We start from the raw sequence: 22,479 nt of genomic DNA, 5'->3' as shown, positions 1-22,479 counted from the left end.
AGCCAAAACATCCTCCATTGTGTTTAATGAAAAATCATACACAATAGGAGGATTGTTTTTATGTCAGTCAATTTCAAGCACATAGGCCGGAGGGTCAAGGAAATCCGCCACGCGAAAGGGTTGTCACAGGCTGAGCTTGCGGAGCAGATCGATATGTCCGTGCCGTACATAAGCCTGATCGAAACCGCCGCGAAAAAGGCAAGCCTTTCCACCCTGATCCTGATTGCCAACGCACTCGGCGTTACGGTGGATGCCTTGTTAAGCGGCAACCAAACCAACGACGCTGCGGAATACTACTGCGATTTGGTGTGCCTTATCAATGATTGCAACAACTACGAAAGGCGCATCATTTTCGAGGTGGCTTCCGTAACCAAGAAAAGTTTGCGGGATAACAGCCGCCTTCACCCCTATTTCGGGGAGACGTAAAAAATATTCCCCGGAATATTAACCGACGGTAAAGTGGTTTACCTCCGGTTAATTTCCTTTGTGCGAAATCCCCCGTATAATAACAGTATTCTACTTTGTTCGGGGGGATTCGCAATGCAGGAGAACCAACCGGCGAAAAAAGACGCCGAAATCCGCAAGGAAAAAATACGCGCGAAATATCAAAGCGCGATTCCTGATGATATTGATATTATTCCGGCAACACCACAGGAAAACTTTTTTGAGGATGAAAAAGAGAAGCGGGTGGCCTTTTATGTGCGCGTGTCCACCGACGACCCACGGCAAACGTCATCGTTCGAGCTGCAAAAAGGCCATTATACGGAAATGTTGAACCGCCACAAGAACTGGAAACTGGTTGATATTTATGCCGATGAGGGGATATCCGGGACATCGCTGAAGCACCGCGACGCTTTTGTAAAAATGATTGCCGACTGCAAAGCTGGTAGGATTGACTTAATTGTTACGAAGAGTGTTTCCCGGTTCGCCCGGAATGTCGTTGACTGTATCGGGTATGTGCGGCAACTGGCTGCCATGCAACCGCCGGTGGGTGTTTTCTTCGAAATGGAAAGTATTTATACATTGAATGACAGCAGCGAGATGAGCCTTTCGTTTATGTCCACATTGGCGCAGGAAGAATCACATATAAAAAGCAGGGTCGCAAATGATTCTATTGAAAAGAGATTCCGACGCGGGATATTCCTGACTCCGCCGTTGCTCGGTTATGACCAAGACGAGGACGGCAACCTTGTAATTAACCCGGAGGAAGCGAAGACCGTACGGTTGATTTTCTTCATGTATTTATACGGCTGCACCTGCCGGCAAATAGCGGAAATGCTTACGTCTTTAAAGCGAAGAACAAAAAAGGGCAACACCGAATGGGCGCCCGGTTCAATATTGCAGATCTTGCAAAACGAACGGCATTGCGGGGACATACTCGCCCGTAAGACATGGACGCCGAGCTATCTTGACCACTTGCCGCGAAAAAACCGGAATAACCACAACCAATACACAAGGAAAGACAACCATGAGGCCATCGTCTCGCGGGATGATTTTATTGCGGTTCAGCGTTTGATAAGCAATGCCAAATACGGGAACAAGGGCATATTGCCCGAGCTGAAGGTTATCACGGAAGGCGCATTGAAAGGTTTTGTTTCCATCAATCCACGTTGGGCGGCTTTCAGCGCCGACGACTATCGCATAGCCTCCGAAAGCGTATATGAGGAAACAGATAAACCGGAATCAAAGCCTTTGGAAGTGGAGGCTCAGTCCGGTGATTTTGATTTGCGCGGATTTGAGGTCACCCGTTCCCAGTTTTTTGATACCGCCCGTAAATTGTGCGTTACACTTTCAACAGATAATATCTGGTTCAGTACGGAATGTATACGAAAATTCAAAAAAGAATTGTATGTGGAGATGCTGGTTCATCCCCATGAACACTTGCTTGCGGTTCGGCCCTGTGCCAAGGAGTGCCGAAACGCCGTCAGGTGGGCAAAAATCAACGAAGCAAATTACAATCCGCGTGACATCAGCGGCGCGGCATATTTGAGTACGTTATATGAGATATTCGGCTGGAACACCGAATTGAGATACCGTGTCAGGGGCGTGCGCAGGCAAAAGGACAATGAGTCCGTTGTGATTTTCGATATGAGGGATACCGAAATCTTTATTCCCGACATGGCGGCTGAGAGTTACTTTAATGACGATATTCGTCCCGTGTATGCGAATCCGAAAAATACCGTCGTAGCTTTCCCTCCATCCTGGGCAGGCAATTTCGGCAACAATTATTACCGGCATTCACAGGCGCGGGAATTGGCGGCTATCGACAAAGACGGCATGTGGAATGTGGCTGTGGAAGGTCAGTCTTACAACGATAAGCCGGATATCAATGTAACCAATACTGAAATCATTTCCAGAAGCATAAAGCAAATGATTAGCGATATGGAACAAAGGGGTGCGGATGATGGAAACGGAATATAGGGCGCCTGATACTGATGAACGAATGAACAGAGAACCTATGGAAACAGCGCGGCCCGAAGAAGAAATCATCCAGGATGACTCTTTTAGTTATGACGGGTATCAGGTGGTTCGCGGTGAATTCTTTGCCCATCTCCGCGAACCTTCAATCACGTTCAACAACCACAAGGTTTCGCTGAATACCGCTTGTTTGAAGCGTCTGCCCGATGTGGAGTATGTGCAAATCCTTGTTAACCAGAATGAGCATAAGCTCGTCGTCCGACCCAGCAGCGAGGATGAAAAGGACTCGTTCCTTTGGTGTACCATGGGCGGAAACAGGAAACCAAAACAAATTACCTGCCGGGTTTTCTTTGCTATGATCATAGATTTAATGGACTGGAATCCAGATTACCGTTATAAGCTGCTCGGCAAACTAATCCGCAGCGGCGATGAGTATCTGTTCGCTTTTGACTTAACCTCGACAGAGATTTTCCAGCGCTTTGTTGTCGAGGGTGAAAAACCGAAAGCATCCCGTACACCCGTATTCCCTGTGGAATGGAAAAATCAGTTCGGATTGTCTGTGGAAGAACACCGCAAACGGCTGCAGGTGAATATCTTTAAGGGCTACACGGTCTTTAGCGTGAATAATGAATCAAGGGCAGAATCAGCGGATAGCACCGCAGAGCCGCAGAATGAGGAGGTACCCAGTCATGAGTAGCAACTCCGGCCGCCCGGCTATATTGATCGACCTGAAAAAAGACAGGATACGGATATACAAAAGAACACTTCACGCTATTGGCGACCCGAAATACATATTGCTGCTTGTCAACCCGGAAGACCGCACAATCGTTATTCTTCCCAGCGACCGGGATGATCAGAGGGCGTTCCGCTTACCGCAAGCGCGGTTTGATGACAAGCAATGCTTTGAACTCCACAGCAAAGCGTTGGTGCGGAACTTGCGTGGTATGTGTAATGACTGGATTGACGATTATTCATACCGCATTTATGGTGAAGTCGTTAAACATGAAGGGATAGCGCAGTTTTACATCTCAGAGTCTATGCCCACTTACGGGATGAGGGGGTAAAAATGACCGAATATGATATCTATACATTGAAAATCGACGAGGAATTCAAAAACCTCATCCCGCCCCTTTCGCCGGATGAGCGAAAACAGCTTGAAGAAAACCTTCTTCAAGACGGATGCCGCGAGCCCCTTTGCGTATGGAACAAAACCATTCTCGACGGCCACAACCGATATGAGATTTGCACCCGCCATCAGATTCCTTTCAAAATCGCCCACATCTTCCTGAGAAGCCGTGAGGAAGCGGTCGCGTGGATATGCGCAAACCAACTTGGCCGCCGTAATATAACGGACGAATCACGCCGGTATTTAATTGGCAAAAGATATAAAATGGAGCAAATCATTGGCGCCCATAATGCCGTCGGGACAAACCAATATACAAGGAAAGAGGTTAGGCCCAAAATATTGACCGAACCACTTTTTGAAGAAACAGCCTGCCGTACGCGCGAGCGTCTCGGCAAAGAGTATCGTATTTCACACGCAACCGTCGACAAATACGGAATATACGCAAATGCGATTGACTCGCTTTCAAGGGTAGACCCAGAGTTGGCGCCTAAGATTTTATCCGGGCAAATCAAAATCTCACAGGAAAACATCCTTGAACTTTCCCGGCTGTCGCCATCGGATATTCGGCGTGTGAGTGCGGAATTAACAGAAGGCGATGCCGGTTATTCGGGCACGAGAAATATTGTTCCGAAAAGAAAAAAGGCAAAAAAGCAGGATTACCTACTATTGCCTGAAATTTCAGTGAAAAATATGCCCGCATATGACCCGGATGCGGAAATACTCAGCCTTGTGTTTACGATTCCGTCATGGATCAGCTCCATCGAACGAACGCGCTCCTCAGCTGACTTCACAGAGGTTTCCAGTAACGCGCGCCATAGGCTTGAAAATGAATTAAGCCGTTTACAATCGACTGTTGACGCTGTGCTTACGGCGGTCAAGGAGGAAATATGATGGAAGACCTCAGCATGTTTGTACCAAAGGTTCATTTTGAACAGATACCCATTAAAAATCTGGTATCCAATCAGGAATACCAGCGCAATTTATCAGCTTCCCATATCCGGCGGACAGCGGAGAACTTCGACCTTTACCAAATTAACCCTGTGAAGGTCAGCCGCCGCAGCGGAATAAATTACGTTTTTAACGGTCAGCATACGATCGAGATTGTCGCAACGGTGTCCGGCTCCCGTGACACGCCAGTCTGGTGCATGATTTACGATGAGTTGGACTATGTTCAGGAAGCGGATATTTTCGCCAACCAGCAAAAATACATCAGGCCTTTGCTCCCATATGAAATCTTTATGGCAAATGTGGAAGCGGGTAATGACGACCAGCTTATTATTAAGTCTTTGGTTGAATCGTACGGCCTTTCAATCACATCGAATAAGGTCCCGGGCGGCATATGCGCCGTCGCCACACTGGGATATATATATCAGAAATACGGTTTCCACGTCTTAGACCGAACCCTGCGCTTATGCATTGGCACTTGGGAGGGCGATGTAAATTCCTTGTCCTCAAATATGTTAAAGGGTATTGCCCACCTGGTTGTAGCCTTCGGCGAGAATTTGAGGGACGACATATTCAAGGATAAAGTCGGCGGGTTTTCTTCAAGGGAAATCGGGCGCACGGCAAAAGAAAGGAAAGCCGGGTCTCTCGGGTATGCCGAAGCCATGCTAATCGCCTACAACAAGAGAATGAAAGCGGCATTGAAATGGTCAAAGCTATACACGAACAAGTTCGGCGTGCCGGATGAGAATGAAGAAGATATGGATTTCGCTGATGAGGATGATGGGGGTGCATGAGAAGTATTCTTTGGGCTTGCCCTTGTGCGGTCAATCCATTAAATTCGCCCCATGCCCGTCGAGCCATACTCCTTTATTTTATCTGTTCGTTTTTATGTCGATTTGCTTTAAAACCACTATATAACGTTCTATTCCTGCATGACCATCAGAAGTAATGACATTATAAACTTCAAGTGAATTTACCTTTCCTTGAAATACATTAAAGGAATTTCTTCATCTTGCGCTTCCATGAAAATAATCTCGTGCTCTTAAAACTTCAACATCGGTAAACAGATACCGCATTTCCTTCAAAATCTGATCAATCAGCTGTTCAGGAAGCTGTAAATTCCGCAAAGCCATCAGCGTGTAACCGCAACAGGCATCATTAGACCAATCATCAAAAAGCAATTCGTGCAATGACTCTTTTGGGATAGATTCTTTTTCATTAATCATATTCGGTGAGTCCTTTCCAAGTTTCTCACCAAATATATATGCGGACAAACTGTTCTTTATTCGGTTAGCATAGATTCCTGTTCCAATCGGAGCTTATTATCAACCATATAATTGATGCATTCATAACAATCTGTCAACTCAGACTTTGACAGCAATGCCCTAAGCTTTTCAGCGTACGATTGCTGAATTGGCACTGTGAACCTACTGAATTTTTTTAATTCAATTGTTCCCATTCGATATGCCTGAACATCAGTGAAAATTTCCTTTCGCAAGCGCAGCAGCATACTGAATCCGCCGTAATCAATATCCCCCCAATGCAGCCAGCTACAGTTGCTATTTTGCATAGATTTTTTAATTGCAAGAAAAAACATTTTGCGGGATGGACTGAATTGCCCTGCGTGATATAAAACCAGCTCATCGGGTGATTTTTGTTTTTGGATATAGTCAAAGTAATTGGCACGGTTCTCTATGGTAATAATTCGAGCAATGTTGTTCATCTTGATATTTGTAATTCGTCTGACATCTGAAATAAAAACACTTCCTCCAAGATCAAGGGGCGTGTAATCAACAGTTCCGGCGTCAAAGCATATTTGAATATCGCCGCAGAAGTCAAATTGTTCCGGATATTTTGTGATGCCCGCTTGCCGAAGAATATCTTCCTCTGTAGAATCATCTGCCATATCCATATATTTACGCAGAATTGACAGCAATTTGGATTTGACAGACCGTTCGAACAATTTCGAATCACCAAAGCAGCTCATGGAAAATACACGCTCGGTTAATTCGGTTTCGCCTAAGTTATCTATAAAACGAATCGTCTTAATCAGGTTTATCCTATCGGATTTACTGGCCGGTACAATAGCCGGGAGCTTTCGGTTGCGATTGATAGCATCAAGCACATCATTCAGATAATCCAATGCCCACTCCAGGTGAAGCTGCCCTTGCAAACTTTCCAATTCCGCACGAACTTCTTCGATTTCATCCTTCTTTGGCATCCGTCCTACCAGTTTATATGCCGTCTCAAGGTTTTCAAAGATTAGCCATGCTTCTGAGATTATATGATTTACTTCGCCCTTCATCCATTTAAAATCAACCACTCCATCCACTTTAAGCTGACAGACAGCACGATTAACTGTTAGACGGATTTCAGGATTTTCTATGTTATAGTCCGGGAAGTCCGCAAGTCCATTATGATACAATTTAAGCATTATCCTGCGGGTTGGCGCATCTCCTGTCTTGAAAGCGATGCTGCGTTCATATTTATCCAGCAGGGTGTTTATAAGTTTTAATCTAATATCAGTCATAAACTATATCCTCAATTTGACGCGGGTCAAATTCTTTTACACAGGTACTTTTACCTTCTCGATACACCAAGAGGTTGCGATCAACAAGCGTAGCAATATCCCCGATTTTATCGGGCGGAGCTGACAGGATAACTTGAAATTTAAATTTTCTCAGTAATTCAATGCTGCGTACGATACGCTCGCCGTCCATTTTAGAAAATGCCTCATCAAAGATGATCAAACGAGAAGTTTTTTCACTCTTGTCACGTCCGATTCGATATAACTGCGCAAACGAGGCAAGCACAGCAATATAGAATGGCGTCTGTGTTTCACCTCCTGATTTTTTGGAGAGAGTCTTTGACAATCGCTCAGATGTACCATCTTTGTGCGTAACTTCCAAGTCAAAAAAAAGATATGTACGATAATCAGTATATTCAATTACGCGCTTTTCATAATCACCGATCTTTCCGCCCGTGCCATCCTCACGACAGGCATCATCTAACAATTTTTGTATTGCCACAGATTGCGCGTCTGATAATGCATAAACCGGTACTGTGAATCCGGCGAATAGTATAAGTAGTGCTGCCATAGTAACGATAATATTCTTCATTCAAAGTCCTCATTCTAAAATCGTCCACATTATATAAATAATGGGACCGCTCATTTTATGTATGTCATTGGCGTATATCGAATACCATCCGTGAGCTTTTCCTCGCAATCAGCAACAAACCCTAAGCACGCATACACTGCTACAGCATAAGGAGATGAATTTACAGTTATTATATTCTTGGCACTACTTTGAAGCATCTGCTTAAAAAGTGCTTTACCGATACCTTGTTTGTGGTAATTGCCATCTACAAAAAATAAACTAATATGATTTTCGCTGTTTTTGGTTGCAATAACTCCCACAAGTTTGCTATCAATGTATGCGCCTAGCATTTCTAGTCCATCAATGAAGCCCTTGTCGTCCAGAATTTTTTTAAAAGAGTTCACCCCTTCAGAGGAATAATCCGGAGCTTCATATTGCATGAAGGTCTTTTCTATAAGCAATAATGCACACTCTCTTTTATCAGCATCAATTTTTTCAATCAACATCTGTATTTCTTCCTTATACACAGTTTATAAATAGTAAGACTAAGCTCAACCGGCATGCGAACCCTAGTGGGTTGTTGACTGAATTTCCCGTTACACTCATTACTATTGGTTTATTTATCAAATCTAACGTTTAAATATTTAGATGATCCACCTTATGCTACCATAGCTTTGAGCAGATGCATCAGCGCTTAATAACTCCCAACCCTGTAAGCCTAATTCATTCAGTTCATTTTTAAACGTGCTGTGGTCAACTTTACCCCCGAATACTCCTTTGGCATCAGTAAACAATGTCTTGTATTCAAATTGCTCCAAATCATCGCTCTCCTATAAGTTTTTTAATTAAGGGTATAGACATAATGAGAACTCCAAGATTTTGTGTAAAACCTTCTAATATAGAAATTGGGGAGGCCATATCATACTCACTCTATAGGATAATCTTATTAGTTCCTGGTATGGGCTTTAGGAGATAATCGAACTCCTTCTCTATATAAATGAACAACAGTAAAGATCACAGCCGTAACAGTATATAACACCGCTAATAAGGCAAGCAAATACACATCTTTTCCAATAAAGAATGTTAAAACGAAATTAAACAAAAAATGCATCCAAAATGATAAAAATAGGTTATTACATTTTTTCATACATACACCAATTATGATCGAAAATGCAGTTATCCCAATGATAAATGAAAGAATATATATTAATAAATGCAATCCGCTATAATTAGTAGAAACAAACCATAATGGTAAATGCCAGAATGCCCAGATTAAACCTAAAATCAGGTTGCCTTTCACAAAACCATATTTACCTTCCATCTCTGCCATCAAGAATCCTCTCCATCCGGATTCTTCACCACTTGCACCTTGGATAGCAGTAAATAGAATGTTGCTCAATAATGCAGTAGATGCAAATTGGAGCTGTGCAGTTTTTTCAAAGACTGCTAAAACCCCTGTTGATATCAGAAACACGCCTACTATCACTAAGGATGCAATAAAAAAAACAGAAGAATTCAGTTTTTCTTTAAAAGCCTCTTTATAAAAGTTCTTTATGGAAGTATCTGGTTTTAGCTTTTTTAGCATAATCAGAAGCACTATTGTTGGCGCCCAACTGCATAAAGTTGTTACACAACTCATACCAAAAGGCGTAACATCAAAAACAAAAATTGCTATCCCGCCAAGGCCTAAAACCATAAACCAAAACAACAGATATGTAAACATTACATATTGCCACATTGTATTCATCTTTTTAATCTTCATATTATTCTTTTCCTCTCAATAAGTGGCCTATAATTGCATGCTCTTTGGTCATGCCCAGCTGCACATTATTGCGATTAGCAAGCCCAGGTGCCAAGATTCTTGGGCGTGTCCACGGTTTAAACATAATGCGTAACTGAGATTTAACGGCTACTACATTTTATGCTCATAATATGTAGAAACAGTAGGGGGGAACCTGCTTGTTTTGCCCTATCAGTTTAGATTATATTTAATCTACTATTTTAATATCCACATCTGCATTTAAGTAACCTTTCATACCAACCATAAACCAATCCGGATTTACTACATCTGCTTTTATTGTGCAGTTTATGATGCTTTGTCTGCCAAGCGCACCAACGAAATTCCCCATTCTATTGGCACCATCCACAAAATGTGTAACTTTTACATTAGAGTGACAGTTGCTAAGCTGTGTCCCTACATCTCCACAAAATCCACCTATAACCATTGGAATACCAGCATTTCCTTTTGTTATGATAACTTCTCCATTCGCGGTGCAATGCTCAAGATTCCCAAGGACACTTCCTGCAAAACCACCTGCATAGTATGCCGCTGTAACCGTTACATTGGACGTGCAATCTTTGATAAGCCCATCGCCAGATTCCCAAAAGCCTTCTTGATCGTATTTTTCATTGACTCTTGTATAGTCTATCTCACCAACAAATCCTCCTACATAGGACTCTCCCTCCACATTTCCCGAAAAACTACAATTTTCCACCTGGGCATTTGTGGATATCATGCCGGCAAAACCACCTGTATAACAATTTAGATCCCCTGTGTAATGATTTACTACACGACCCTGTAAACTTAAGTTTTTTACAATGGCATCATCATTCAGCACTCTAAAAAACCCAAGCGCCTTTGCGTGCTCATTAAAGTTGAATCCTGAAATGGTGTATCCTGCACCGTCGAAGGTGCCATTAAAGCCCATTGGCACTTTAAGGTTCAGTGCCGCCGCATCAAATGTTTCATTTTCATGATAGGTACCAATGGGCATAAATTCATTATTGTCAGTTAAATCAATATCCGCAGTCAAAACAAAATTGCCATTGACTGCTTCAGGTTTTTTTGCACTTACGTCATTGGAAAACTTAATTAGTTCGTCTGCATTGCTAATTTTCACAACATCTGAACTTATGGGGTCTTTGATAATCTCAACCTTTTCAATCTTCCAAATATAATGATCATAGGCCAGCTGCTCAAAGATTGTTCCCTCAAAGCTTTGAGGCATTACTGTTTTTCTAAAAGTGTACTTGCTGTCTAAAAGTTCCTGGTCATCCAAAGATTTTTGCACAACAACCGTTGCCATATCGTCCTTGATTATTGCTTCTGTTGGTCGTATGCTAAGTCTTTTGTCATCAAAGCTAACATCACTAAAGTAATGATCTTCATCAAACGTAACATTGAAATATTCTTTAGTGGCAAGTCTTATTAAACTCTGCCTGTTGCTTTCTGCGCCATATTCTATATTATTTGTTTGGCAATGCATTACTGCAAATCCTGATAGATATACATTTTCTTTGCCACTCGTATATTCAGTACCATAACAACCATACTCGTACAAACGGATTTGCTCATGCAAAGTCCATTCTATCGCCTGATATTCTTCCTCACCCGCGGGTACAACAGATGAAACTTGTGAATTATCAGGAGCTTCACAGTCACTCTGTGAACAGCTAGTAAATGCAATAAGGATAAAGTACAACGCTATTAGGAACGTAATCTTTTTCAACAAACTACCTCCTGCTTTCGCTATTTTATTCTACCAATAAAATATAAATAATCCAGGTTATCTCTCTTGTTGTAAACATAATGTGAAGTCCGCGTAACACCCAAAGACAGTGCTTATATAAATAATACGAAGCGAATATTGGAGATTATGCTCATAAGCCACTCAAAATCTATACCTTTGCGCGAAATGCTTGTTTGTAACGTACATCACTTTTCCAGTAGACAAAAAGGACAATCAGAAACGAAACCGCCTGTGCAACTGTAATACGGACCATTATCAGTTCATCCGCTCCGGTGCTTGTTACCACGTGCAAAATATTAACGATTGTGTTGTTTACAAAGTGATCAGCCATTGCCATCCAAAGAGAGCCTGTTATCTTAGTCAGCAGACAAAACTTGAACCCAACAAGACCTGACGTTACAACGAGCATAACCGCCGACATGATTGCTCCAGTTGCACTGATGTCCCCATCCCAAAAACTGCGTACAGGACCCGCAATGTGCCATATACCAAAGAGTACAGAGGTTATGAAAGCAGCCTTGACAAATGAGTATTTTTTCTCTGTGAGTTTAAGAAACAAGCCCCGAAAGACACCTTCCTCCATGACTACATTTATTATGTTTCCAATTATGCAAATGGCAAAGAACCAAAGCGCAACCTGGTTGCCCCGGTTCCCGTCAACTGCATAACTGCTCACATAGAGCCGAAGCGATTGAAAGTTGGATTTTGATATTTGCAACCATACCTCGACTCCATATGCCAAGATAAATACAGCTATTCCCAGAAAAAGACCATAAAGTATATTCTTCCCCGCTTGCACATTTGCAAAGCCTATATCTTTCATCGTAAGGGAAAAGTGCTTTGCCGCTAATATCATCACAAGGATACCCACAAGTTTGTGGATAAATGCCTCTCCCAAAATACTTTGATCCGTACGGATTAGCATATATTCTATTGTTCTAAAAATAAAACATATCAAGTATATAACCAGAATAGTTTGTATTGGTTTACATTGTTTTTTCTCTTTCATTCTACGCTCCTATTACTTGTGTACGATATAAATAATGTGTACAGCCTAGTATTTTAATATGGATAATTGGAAGCCCAGCAATTTAGAGAGCTACTTTGACTTTTGTTCGACAAGTTGAACCGTGTACCCGTCAGGATCTTGAACTAGAAAGAACCTTATTTGTGGATTCGGTAATATTGGACCTGTAGCCTTATATCCGTGCCCTTTTAGAACATTGATCAATAGGTCTAAATTATCGGCTTCCAAGCCAATCGAAACACCATTACCCGGTTTTTCGATTTTAGTGTTTGGCTCAAATATCAATTCAACCTTTGGCTCATCTGCCTTTCCAAGCATGACGATTTGGCGCTCTGAACTGCCAAACTTTGCTGAAATGTCAAGATTAAGCAGTTCCGTGTAAAAAAATGTACTTTTTTCTAAATCGCTAACTTTAAATGTAACCCAATTTAATTTCATGTTTGCTCCTTATTAATTCAATGCTAATTGTTAAACATAATGCGAAGTATATCAGCGATCCCAAAGGATACTAAATTTAATATAAAATATACTATTGAATTATTTTGTCATCTTATAATATTCCAAGTTGTCTTTTAAGTCTTCAATTATTTTTATTTGCTTAGATAAAAAATCGTTTAACGGAGGAGCAACGATACAGTAGATTCCAAATATCATTAATAATATTATTAAGACCATAACTGAAAAATTTAGTTTTTCAGGATTAGAAAGAGTTGAAACAAGCGTGCCGCCTATATAAGTAATTATCGGTAAAATAAATGTTAAAAAACTCTTTATAGGGACGACGAAAGAAGGCTTGTTGTTGCACCTTTCAATCTCATTTGAGCAAGCATTTAATAGCCATTCGATTCCTTCTTCGCAGTCTAGCGTTTTGCCAAACATAGTATACTTTTCATTTTGCAACATACTTATAAAAGGTTCTAATTTATTTTTCTTGAATCTTGCTACAATTCTGTCAAATTCCTTCTTCCTGCGATTTTCCTCTAATAGGTAAAAAGTAATTAGCAATGCTATTAATCCAATTAGAATTATAATTCCTGCGAGACTCCCTAGTTGATAGATATTGATAAAGAAGAAAACGATTGATAAAGCTATCAATAAAAAAGATATCACTTTCTCCCAAGTATATAATGTCTCTACTTTTCTTTCATTAGCTTTAAAAATATTAGTTTCGTAATCCTTTAAAAACCAATAAAACATGAGTTCTCTCCTTTTAACTAAAACTTTATGTACATTAGCAGTAGCCTTTATATTTTGGCGTGTTATATATTGTAAATAAGCATAACTAGATACTGGCCATCAAAAAAAAGAACGTACATCGTGCGCGCAAAACCTCTTCAAATAGTCTTCAATATCAAACAACTCTACCTGAGAGTCTTTTCGTAAATACAGAGGGTGGTGCGGATGTCCTTTGATTGATTTTTTACCGCAACTTACCCATTTGGCATCATGTTGCTTGCCGATTGCAATCATGTCTGATAGACAATCAAACAAATATGCTCGCTTTTCTATAATTGTGCCCCATGCTGCCCACACAGTTGGTAATGTAGAAAGAGATAGTATGTACTTAAAGGCATTCATATTTTCTAGGTGCAAATGAGTATTTATTGTCTTATCAATGTCATTCGGTGAAGTGGCACGTTGGGCATAAACATTAAACATGATGAAGGAATCGAAGCCGTTGTTCAGCGCAATTTGCTTGACACTTTGAAGCGTTGGATCAAGTTTATCTGGTTCAGCCGTCGACGGATTAATACCAATACAGACAAGCGGATTATTCCCGATTGTCCCCAGAATATAACGGTACTCTGTATAAGTATTAGGGACAAAAATCCACTTTTGTACATCGTATCGATTAGTTGACTTCTCTGTCTCCCGCAGCTGAGTTGCAAAAGTAATATCCCCAAAGGTGCGGATATCTTTTATAGGAATATGACTCATCCCAAACCTCCTAGTTGTTTAAGGGGCATAATTCTGTAGGATTTTGCTACATATTTTAGGTGAAGATAAATTGGTTCGTCACGCAACTTATTTGGCATATCTACATCTTCTTTCTTTAGTGTTTATTTAGTTTTAATAAACATAATGGGAATTTCAGGTGTACACATTACTCGATCTTGGGTCCAAAATTTATAAAATCAATCACTCTTAATGCTTTTTTTGCTGCAGTGTGAGCCACGGAGAGCTCAGTGGATTTCAATATTGCCAAAAGCCCTTGCGCATCTTCAAGCTCTACTGCAGCCTCACAAATAACACGAGCCCAATAAGAATAACTTTTGCCACTCGATAATTTGTAAGTTCTCTCTGCAAGTTTTACTAACATCTCCCCAACAGGCTTATCTTCATCACAGATTTGATATAAATCAGTTTTCGCATCTTCACATAAGTATTTATCATTATTTCTATTTTTGCTGTATAACTTTATAAGATTTTTACGTTTTTCCCCTGACTTTTCATATTGCTCAATAAGTTTTTGAGCAAACCCGCTGCTTTTTGAAAGGAATTTATTATCTTTTATAGCCTTAAAACCTTCTGTAAACTCTAAAACACCATTATGTATGGCCCCCCCACCAATCTTTGCAGCTCGACTTATATAGCTTTTTAATTGATCTAAATCAGAAGTCATTCTTACAAAATACCAATATGGCCCCAAAGTACCCGTATAGGATAAACTTGCCGCTATAAAAGGCCAAGTGTCAACAGACGTTAATACCTCTTCTTCAAATTGCGTTATTCCTAGCAAATAAAATTGAAATGCAAATACTTCATACACCGATTCAATAGGAGGCGGATCAAATTGATTTTGATCTAGCCTGCCATTCGCAGTTCCTCTATCAGCGTATACTTGATCCCGTATATTAGAAAAAGACTTTTTTAAGTATTGTGGTTCAATCGGTAGTGTAGATGGGTTGCCTTTTTGTATGACGACTGGCATACCAACCTGAGATTTTGAAACTTTTATTAAGGAAGCATATTTCGAAGTTTCAAGCGTCTCAAGCAGAAACGAAATATCATTGGTTTTCGGAGCAATACAAAGCCTTTCAAACGCTGGGAACCAATCAGGTTCTTGATCTGGCAATTCTGGAACAACTAAATAAACAGATGCTAATGCATTTGCTTTATCTATATCTGATGAGGATTTTGCCACTTTAGAAATCATATCGTCTATTATTAAATCATAACTTTTAGGCATTTCAATTTTACGAGGTACGGTCAACGTATATGTTTTTATTCTTGAAGATTCACCTAAAATATCAATAAACGTTATTACATCATTAACACAAGCAATGCATACATCTCGAGATGGCCCTATTCCTGCATGTAGGCCACCAGCACGAGCCTTGGTTAATAATTTGAATTTTGAGGTAGTGTTTAATATGTTGGAAATATGTTTTGCCGGATCTTTAATACCCTGGGTCAAAAACAACATTTTAGGTATTTGTGAATTAATAAGTTTTCTAAAATCATCCACTATATGAGTGCCAGTTTTATAAAATCCAGATGGATGAAGGAGTGCTTTTTCTCCTTGAGCCTGTACAATAATCGCACTCATTGCTAATTCAGCTGAAACACCAGCCAAACCGATTGCAACAGCATTTTTTGAAGTCGATTCCCTAATTTCATGCCGTTGTGGTAACCCTAATGCCGTTACTGCTAAACTTATTGCGTCTACACTGGCTTCAAAATAGCGAATAGTATTACGTTTTAAATACATCGGCATAACACTCTACCTCAACATATCAACTAAGTTTTCTGCTATACAAAATTCCTTAAATCAAGCCTACCGTAGCACTCAGTAAACGTCCCATTGGTACTATATAAGCACAGACATTTACCTTAAAGCTGGTGATGTTTGTGCTTATTTTTTATAATAAGGGGAACCATGGTCTGGCTTACTTCCCATTGGATTTCGCATCCGAGCAATAATCTGCCGACCATCCCCTTGTTATGAGCATTCGATTTAGCAGGTTGAAACCATACGGCTTTCGCGTCACTAACCAATCTGAATGGTAATAAGCAAGGATGGATACCATGTGATTCTAAGGAGGAACTTTATGATTAGTGTTGGAGTTGATGTTTCCAAAGGAAAGAGTACAGTTTGTTTTATGAAACCGTATGGTGAAATCCTGATTTCTCCATACAACTTGCAGCATTGTGAGCATGATTTAATGCAGTTAGTTGAACAAATACATAGGCTGAACGAAATCCAATACTGGCGTTTCTGAAGTAACATGGTGTATTTGTTAGCGTTGTAAATGCCTATCTCATGAAAAAGTACGCCATGATCGCGATTCGGAAAGGAAAAACTGATCCGCTTGACGCAATAAAGATTGCAAACTATGGAATAGATTATTGGTAAGATATAGTAGACTTTGAGCCGAACTCTATCGGCCAGCTACCGCAGATATAGCTGGTCAGCTTTACTATACTTATTTTCAGGTTCATCTCAAAGCGTCACCGTTCAGAAATTTATGCTTGACTTTTATTAGCAGGATTATTGCTACGATTTGTTTGCTTGTCCATCATAAACATAATGCGAAGTTTAGTTTTTGCTGGCATTTCAACTATTCCGTTATAGTGATCACATCAAAATAGTATTGTCGTTTATATCATTTTTTACTTGTGAGCAAGCATACTTTCCGGCTGCGTCAAATTTGGCACCACAATCTATTAATAGTTACTGTAATTGATCTTTGTATACAATACATCCCCCAAAAATTTGTATCATGTATTTTGATATTTATATTGATGTCTCATTATTTCAAATTCTTTGTAGTAGATAACAGTGATGTCTTCTTAAATATTTAAAACTTACCCTAATTGCACAACAAGCCTGTCCGTCAATAAACATAATGAATAATTCATAATGTATCGAAATTAAAATTAGATTTAAACAAAAGTATTCTATGGATTGGGTAATTAAGAGTTAAGTTCTATTCTTAACAATGCTAGCTTTTCGTGAATAGCATCAACCTCTCTCTGAAGCGCATTATCTTCAATATCAATAGCTGGTTGAAAGATATTCATATTACCTTCAAAGTGGTTAAACTCATTGAGCAGTGTTTTTCTTGATGTGAAAAATACCCTGTATTGAAGTTTACTATCGAAATTTGGATCGGTTCTATCACACTTAAAAGCCTTTTGGATAATCTGACCTAACATTGCATCCTCATCATGACGCCGACTAGCTGGAAACAATTCAACCAAGGTAGATTCAACGCACATCCTCAAATGATAATATAATAATGTTTGCTTTAACGTTTCTGATAGTAATGGCAATCTAACTGGGTCTACTGTCCTAACATTTGTGCAATCAAAATCTAATATATCTTGAACCGACACCACACACTCCTCACCAAAATCATATCCAAATAGATTCTGATATATTTGATTAACATCGACAGAGCCATTTTCATATCCGTGCATAATGGAGGATAGGCTAGAGTATATATCATTTTCTGTACATATAATGTGGGCATATCCTCGCAAAAATGGAATCATTGCCATCAAAAAGATTCTGATATCAATTACAACATCGCATAATTGAGTGGATGGATCTCCATTGCGGAACAATTTAATTAAGTCATGAAGATTATTTAGTATTTTCTTTTCCAGATCATTTACCCGGACAAATCCATTAACTCCACCATTCGTGTTATTAAACATATATAAGTTAAAACATCCAGAGTTTTGAAATTCTAGCAAACGGACTAGTTCAAGATTATGTGTTAGAATTATACATTTTTTCTTTTCCAAAAACTTAATAATACAATATGCTATCTTGTTTTTATATATGGAATCAAAACTTGAAATTGGATCATCTAACACCACAAATTCTTTATCAGAGTGCCTTGCAAGCAAAAGTTCAAATGCTAACGAAATGAAATTACGCTCTCCTGTACTTAGCTTTAGTGGTTTCTGATTCTTATCACCAACATCATCACCAAGAAATGCTTCACCGTCAAGCAACAACCTGAAATTTTTCCCATTTCGCTCATCTCTTATTATTGTTATTTCAGGACCAATGTTCTCATTTACCACTTCATTGATTAACATCAATTCCTCATTATCCAGCATGGGTTGTCTATTTAATAGGTTTTCATATTCAGTGAAATGCGTATCTAAGCTCGTTTCATCAAATATCTGCAGAAATAAATTCGTGATGTTCTTTAATGTAGAATTGACATATTCACTTAGCTCATTTTGAAGTATTTGTAAGAAAGGATAATCTCCTGTACTAATGAAGTCTGATACTCTAGCATGTATAGAAAAAGGATCACCATACTGCAAAGAAGAATTATTAATTATGTTATCCAAAACTTCCTTTATTCTAGTCGGTAAGTTAGTGTAAATCCTATTGCGGTTCACTGTCTTTCTATGGGTAAGCTCATCAATTGATATATTCTGTGCATCACACACTACGCAAACTGTTTGGCTAGGATACTTGTTTAATATTTTAATAGCATCATCATTTTGTTCGATTTCTTGAATCTCACCAACTTGTTCAATTTCAGCAGTTATCGCCAACACATCTTTGATTAATTGCTGATTCTCTACTATAAATATTGTTTTTTCTTCAACTATCTCGGGTATATTTTCTACAGAAAGGCTTTTTATATAGTGGACAAACTCTATTCTATCTATTTCACTCCGACGGTTCCGAGTCGGGATAATATCTCGAATGTAGTTCGCTATTACTTGGTTATTCATACTTGATAAAAAGTAATCATCTCTCTTAGTTATTCTATATTTTTCTTTAAGTGTCTTAGTAAAAACCACAAAGCAACTATTGAAGATATCTTCTATAATTTTTCGTAATTCATATTCCCTTCGAATATCCTCACCTATAAGATAATCAGATGTATTACCATGAATAATATTCCGGGTGCTTTGGTCACCGATAATATGAAACCTCTTATCCTCAGGTGTTATTGGTACATCATTATATACAGCGGAAAAGTCAACCGCCTGGCTTGAATTCTCAATCTTTAGAACGTTCGAAAGAGTAGTTTTTCCCATACCATTAGGAGCGTAAACTACTACCATCCCACATTGCCCCATTATTTTGAATTCAAGATTATTATGTGATGACATAGAAAAATCATCAAACTCAGGTTCAAGTATATCCTGATACTTGAGGTTATTAAAAGATAATACATTAGGCATATTTATATTCTCCTTCAAAAGATTACTCACATTTGGTTTGCTCATTATTGCTATTAAATATGATGATATTTTTGAACATTATTAGAATTGTTGAGCAATACGCTTAAATACCGTACAATTACTTTGTTGAATCATGGATTTTACAGTCTCCCAATCGGAGGTTCCTAAATTTGTTTTTAATTGTCTACATAAGACGCTATATAGATTTTCCTCAAATTGTAGCCATTTCTCATCATATATGATTTGGTTTCGTGCTGAATTCAAATTTAAATCGCTATTTTGTCCAATGTCCAATCTAAAAGAGAATGGAAATGGTGTTCTAATTAATGTTTGCGATTGCCTGTTATTATAGTCTGGAACAATTTTGCATGGTACTTCAATTCCGTGTATTGATAATGCTACTTCTGAATTAAAGCGTTTTGAGTATGAAGTATCTGCACTGATTTCTCCATCTGCATCAACAGAAATGCTGGTAGTATTTTCTGAAATGCAGGTAGTATCATATTTAATAGTTGAAGATAGAGTGTATACTTCCCCATCTATTTCAACATTTCTGGAAAGAACTTCTATTTCACTTACAGGAGTTCCATCTTTAATGAGTAACCCTATGCAACCTTTTCCTTTAAAGCTATATTGATCGTCTTTTAAATCAACATTTAGTTTTTTAACATTCTTTTTGTCACTCCAAGAATAATCCAATAACGGATCAAGGACTAACTCATCAAAGCTTTCGCTTGAATGAGTTTCGCTACCTTTATCTGTTTCTATTTCAATTTTCACGGCAGGATTAGGGACTATATTTTTTATACATAGAACGAATTCATCCTCGCTCATCCGATCCCATGGGTGGACAGGACGCAATGATAACACTGTATCTGTACCTGGGTCTTTCTTGTCTGAATCTGAAATAACAAAAAGGCTTTCATATCCTTCAATTGAAATGTGAAGTGCATCGTCACATTCGAATTCGCCTTTTATTCTTCTTGTAGTTACTTCCATTGAATCACACACCATAAAACATGACAATATACCAATTCCAAATCTTGATATCGGTGTAAAAGATGACTTACATGATGACATTAACTCGCTGAATTCTCGCGAAGAGTAGTAAGAGCATCCAATATTTGTATAATATTTATCAACTATGTGTTGATTCATTCCAACACCATTATCGCTTACCCTTAAATAGTCAGTATCGTTTTTTCTAAATAGAGACACTTTTATTCGAGGAGTATAGTCAATTTTCCAAAACTTAGAGAGCTTTGCTCTTAATAAGCAGGCATCAATTGAGTTTTGCAGCAATTCTCGTAATGCCACCTCGGGCTTGCCATATAGCTTTGTACCCATCAGTAAATCAATGATTTGCTTTTTGCTTAGTGAAAACTTTGTGTCATGATAGCGGTATATTGGATTACCAGTAAGAATATCTTTTTTGGCTGTAATTTTTCTTCTGTCGACTTGTGGAGGCAGTGGAATTTTATATGCCTCAAGATCAGCACCTATGCCTTCATCAGATAGATGAGAGAGAATAACCGTTCCGTTTCTAAGTTCTGAATCAATTTGATTGCAAAAAGAGAGTATTGAAGCCTCTATTGCAGGGTGTTCACATTGGGCAGAGAAAACTAGCTTTTTTGAGGAAATTGTCCAAGCATTTATGCTTAGATGCTTTTTCCATTCATTCAATGACACAGGATTTTTAACGGCCAGATGAGAAAAAAGCACTTGCGGCGTTCTCTTTGGATCAAAGTCAATAATATCAGCCAAACGTAACAATGTAGCTACAAAAGGAATGCATAAAAATGTATCTTGGTCACATATTTTAAAACTCTCCATATTGAGTAAATAGGTGTAGCTTTCATTATGGCTAAGGCATATTGCAACCAAATCTTCCGTCAAGTCAGTATCTTGATAAACGACCTTTCCTGCCCAGTAATCGGATATTATTTTCCTTGCACGAGACGAGTGTGTAGTTCTAATGTACTCGGTTACAATATAATCTTCGAGCAACTGTGCTTTGGCATATTCATTTTCTGAACGCAACCGCTCTATATCGGATAACTGATGAGTATATGTCATACGGAAACGATTGAACAACTCCACTTCTCTTGCTAAATCCTTATCATCTTCTAGGTCTGAATACTGTCCTTTCCACGCGAGTATATATTTTTCATCTGGAGCCATCCCAATATCGTGTAAGAAAACAGAAAGAAGGAGCATCAGCAAATCTGGAATAGATAATTTTTGAATGCAGTCCTTGGGAATGAGTTTTCCCATAATTATTAGCATATTAAAAATATGAGTGTCGTCATGTAATGTAAACTCTGGCATATTTCTTATTACCGTTTTCAATCTCATAATAGCAAAGTAGCCTACATTTTGAACAAGTGCTAACACTGCGGGTTGATTCTCATTGATGCATTTTTCTTTCAATTGTTTATAAATAGACATTTTGTCTAATCTGTTTTGTAAATCCACATTCATAATAGATTCCTTCCTTGTTCAATCGTATTTAAATATCAAATGGTGGTTATTAGCGTCAGACCTTTATTGCATTATTTATTTTTTATATAACTTAATCAATTTCGCATTGGTACTATATAAGCACAGACATTTACCTTAAAGCTGGTGATGTTTGTGCTTATTTTTTATAATAAGGGGAACCATGGTCTGGCTTACTTCCCATTGGATTTCGCATCCGAGCAATAATCTGCCGACCATCCCCTTGTTATGAGCATTCGATTTAGCAGGTTGAAACCATACGGCTTTCGCGTCACTAACCAATCTGAATGGTAATAAGCAAGGATGGATACCATGTGATTCTAAGGAGGAACTTTATGATTAGTGTTGGAGTTGATGTTTCCAAAGGAAAGAGTACAGTTTGTTTTATGAAACCGTATGGTGAAATCCTGATTTCTCCATACAACTTGCAGCATTGTGAGCATGATTTAATGCAGTTAGTTGAACAAATACATAGGCTGAACGACGAAGTCCGAGTGGTTATGGAATCAACTGGTGCATATCATTATCCAATACTGGCGTTTCTGAAGCAACATGGTGTATTTGTTAGCGTCGTAAATGCCTATCTCATGAAAAAGTACGCCATGATCGCGATTCGCAAAGGAAAAACTGATCCGCTTGACGCAATAAAGATTGCAAACTATGGAATAGATT

23 protein-coding genes are annotated in these 22,479 nt (G+C 38.9%); 9 read left to right on the top strand and 14 right to left on the bottom strand.

Going from position 1 to position 22,479, the window contains the following annotated elements:
- The first annotated feature begins 60 nt into the window (after positions 1–60).
- The 6 genes from RTV33_RS10745 to RTV33_RS10720 all read left to right on the top strand — a co-directional run bounded on the left by RTV33_RS10745 (position 61) and on the right by RTV33_RS10720 (position 5,283).
- Positions 61–426, top strand: a complete 366-nt coding sequence (locus tag RTV33_RS10745; RefSeq protein ID WP_312644150.1) for a helix-turn-helix transcriptional regulator — start codon at positions 61–63, stop codon at positions 424–426.
- A 114-nt stretch (positions 427–540) separates the two neighbouring features.
- Positions 541–2,421, top strand: coding sequence for a recombinase family protein (locus RTV33_RS10740; RefSeq protein WP_312644149.1), 1,881 nt, complete (start codon positions 541–543; stop codon positions 2,419–2,421).
- Positions 2,402–3,115, top strand: coding sequence for an integrase (locus RTV33_RS10735; RefSeq protein WP_396327351.1), 714 nt, complete (start codon positions 2,402–2,404; stop codon positions 3,113–3,115). Before RTV33_RS10740 ends, RTV33_RS10735 begins: the two co-directional genes overlap by 20 nt.
- Positions 3,108–3,482 carry a hypothetical protein gene (locus tag RTV33_RS10730; protein WP_312644147.1) on the top strand — a complete coding sequence of 125 codons (375 nt, stop codon included), beginning with the start codon at positions 3,108–3,110 and terminating at the stop codon, positions 3,480–3,482. Before RTV33_RS10735 ends, RTV33_RS10730 begins: the two co-directional genes overlap by 8 nt.
- A 2-nt stretch (positions 3,483–3,484) precedes the next feature.
- Positions 3,485–4,435, top strand: a complete 951-nt coding sequence (locus RTV33_RS10725; RefSeq protein WP_312644145.1) for a hypothetical protein — start codon at positions 3,485–3,487, stop codon at positions 4,433–4,435.
- The gene (locus RTV33_RS10720) at positions 4,435–5,283 is read left to right on the top strand and encodes a DUF6551 family protein (RefSeq protein WP_312644217.1); all 849 of its coding nucleotides are present in this window, start codon (positions 4,435–4,437) and stop codon (positions 5,281–5,283) included. The genes RTV33_RS10725 and RTV33_RS10720 overlap by 1 nt, the downstream gene beginning before the upstream one ends.
- Positions 5,284–5,496: 213 nt before the next feature.
- Here RTV33_RS10720 and RTV33_RS10715 read toward each other — a convergent pair whose 3' ends face one another.
- The 12 genes from RTV33_RS10715 to RTV33_RS10660 all read right to left on the bottom strand — a co-directional run bounded on the left by RTV33_RS10715 (position 5,497) and on the right by RTV33_RS10660 (position 15,862).
- Positions 5,497–5,715 (bottom strand): hypothetical protein, encoded by a 219-nt coding sequence (locus RTV33_RS10715; protein WP_312644143.1) that lies wholly within the window; start codon positions 5,713–5,715, stop codon positions 5,497–5,499.
- A gap of 56 nt (positions 5,716–5,771) precedes the next feature.
- The gene (locus RTV33_RS10710) at positions 5,772–7,019 is read right to left on the bottom strand and encodes a Wadjet anti-phage system protein JetD domain-containing protein (protein WP_312644141.1); all 1,248 of its coding nucleotides are present in this window, start codon (positions 7,017–7,019) and stop codon (positions 5,772–5,774) included.
- Positions 7,012–7,608: an SbcC/MukB-like Walker B domain-containing protein gene (locus tag RTV33_RS10705; protein WP_312644139.1), complete on the bottom strand. Its 597-nt coding sequence runs from the start codon at positions 7,606–7,608 to the stop codon at positions 7,012–7,014. Before RTV33_RS10705 ends, RTV33_RS10710 begins: the two co-directional genes overlap by 8 nt.
- 50 nt (positions 7,609–7,658) lie before the next feature.
- Positions 7,659–8,093 carry a GNAT family N-acetyltransferase gene (locus RTV33_RS10700; protein WP_312644137.1) on the bottom strand — a complete coding sequence of 145 codons (435 nt, stop codon included), beginning with the start codon at positions 8,091–8,093 and terminating at the stop codon, positions 7,659–7,661.
- 138 nt (positions 8,094–8,231) lie between these two features.
- Positions 8,232–8,405, bottom strand: a complete 174-nt coding sequence (locus tag RTV33_RS10695; protein WP_312644136.1) for a DUF4177 domain-containing protein — start codon at positions 8,403–8,405, stop codon at positions 8,232–8,234.
- A 128-nt stretch (positions 8,406–8,533) separates the two neighbouring features.
- Positions 8,534–9,349, bottom strand: a complete 816-nt coding sequence (locus tag RTV33_RS10690; RefSeq protein WP_312644134.1) for a type II CAAX endopeptidase family protein — start codon at positions 9,347–9,349, stop codon at positions 8,534–8,536.
- A gap of 226 nt (positions 9,350–9,575) precedes the next feature.
- Complete coding sequence (locus RTV33_RS10685; RefSeq protein ID WP_312644132.1) at positions 9,576–11,096, bottom strand: GLUG motif-containing protein; 1,521 nt, start codon at positions 11,094–11,096, stop codon at positions 9,576–9,578.
- Positions 11,097–11,265: 169 nt separating this feature from the next.
- Entirely contained in the window at positions 11,266–12,126 is an 861-nt protein-coding gene (locus RTV33_RS10680; RefSeq protein WP_312644130.1) for a type II CAAX endopeptidase family protein, read from the bottom strand.
- A 90-nt stretch (positions 12,127–12,216) separates the two neighbouring features.
- On the bottom strand, positions 12,217–12,582 hold the full coding sequence (locus RTV33_RS10675; RefSeq protein WP_312644128.1) for a VOC family protein: 366 nt from the start codon (positions 12,580–12,582) through the stop codon (positions 12,217–12,219).
- 99 nt (positions 12,583–12,681) lie between these two features.
- Positions 12,682–13,341 (bottom strand): hypothetical protein, encoded by a 660-nt coding sequence (locus tag RTV33_RS10670; protein WP_312644126.1) that lies wholly within the window; start codon positions 13,339–13,341, stop codon positions 12,682–12,684.
- 99 nt (positions 13,342–13,440) lie between these two features.
- Positions 13,441–14,082, bottom strand: a complete 642-nt coding sequence (locus tag RTV33_RS10665; protein WP_312644124.1) for a DUF1643 domain-containing protein — start codon at positions 14,080–14,082, stop codon at positions 13,441–13,443.
- A gap of 166 nt (positions 14,083–14,248) precedes the next feature.
- The gene (locus tag RTV33_RS10660) at positions 14,249–15,862 is read right to left on the bottom strand and encodes a hypothetical protein (protein ID WP_312644122.1); all 1,614 of its coding nucleotides are present in this window, start codon (positions 15,860–15,862) and stop codon (positions 14,249–14,251) included.
- Between the two features lie 334 nt (positions 15,863–16,196).
- On the opposite strand from RTV33_RS10660, the gene RTV33_RS10655 reads away from it, so the two are divergent.
- Positions 16,197–16,367 (top strand): hypothetical protein, encoded by a 171-nt coding sequence (locus tag RTV33_RS10655; protein WP_312644120.1) that lies wholly within the window; start codon positions 16,197–16,199, stop codon positions 16,365–16,367.
- Positions 16,368–16,408: 41 nt separating this feature from the next.
- Positions 16,409–16,501 (top strand): hypothetical protein, encoded by a 93-nt coding sequence (locus RTV33_RS15685; RefSeq protein ID WP_396327344.1) that lies wholly within the window; start codon positions 16,409–16,411, stop codon positions 16,499–16,501.
- A 560-nt stretch (positions 16,502–17,061) separates the two neighbouring features.
- On the opposite strand, the gene RTV33_RS10650 is transcribed toward RTV33_RS15685, so the two are convergent.
- A complete protein-coding gene (locus RTV33_RS10650; RefSeq protein ID WP_312644119.1) occupies positions 17,062–19,308 on the bottom strand; it encodes an AAA family ATPase in 2,247 nt (748 codons plus the stop codon).
- A gap of 81 nt (positions 19,309–19,389) precedes the next feature.
- On the bottom strand, positions 19,390–21,789 hold the full coding sequence (locus RTV33_RS10645) for an ATP-binding protein (RefSeq protein ID WP_312644117.1): 2,400 nt from the start codon (positions 21,787–21,789) through the stop codon (positions 19,390–19,392).
- A gap of 353 nt (positions 21,790–22,142) precedes the next feature.
- Here RTV33_RS10645 and RTV33_RS10640 point away from each other — a divergent pair.
- The coding region (locus RTV33_RS10640) for an IS110 family transposase (RefSeq protein WP_312644115.1) at positions 22,143–22,479 on the top strand (337 nt) is incomplete at its 3' end.

It is taken from the genome of Hydrogenoanaerobacterium sp. (assembly GCF_032017025.1).
In the GTDB taxonomy this organism is placed as follows: domain Bacteria; phylum Bacillota; class Clostridia; order Oscillospirales; family Ruminococcaceae; genus Hydrogenoanaerobacterium.
The sequence above is the reverse complement of the archived record's forward strand: the minus strand, read 5'-3'. Positions and strand labels throughout refer to the sequence as shown.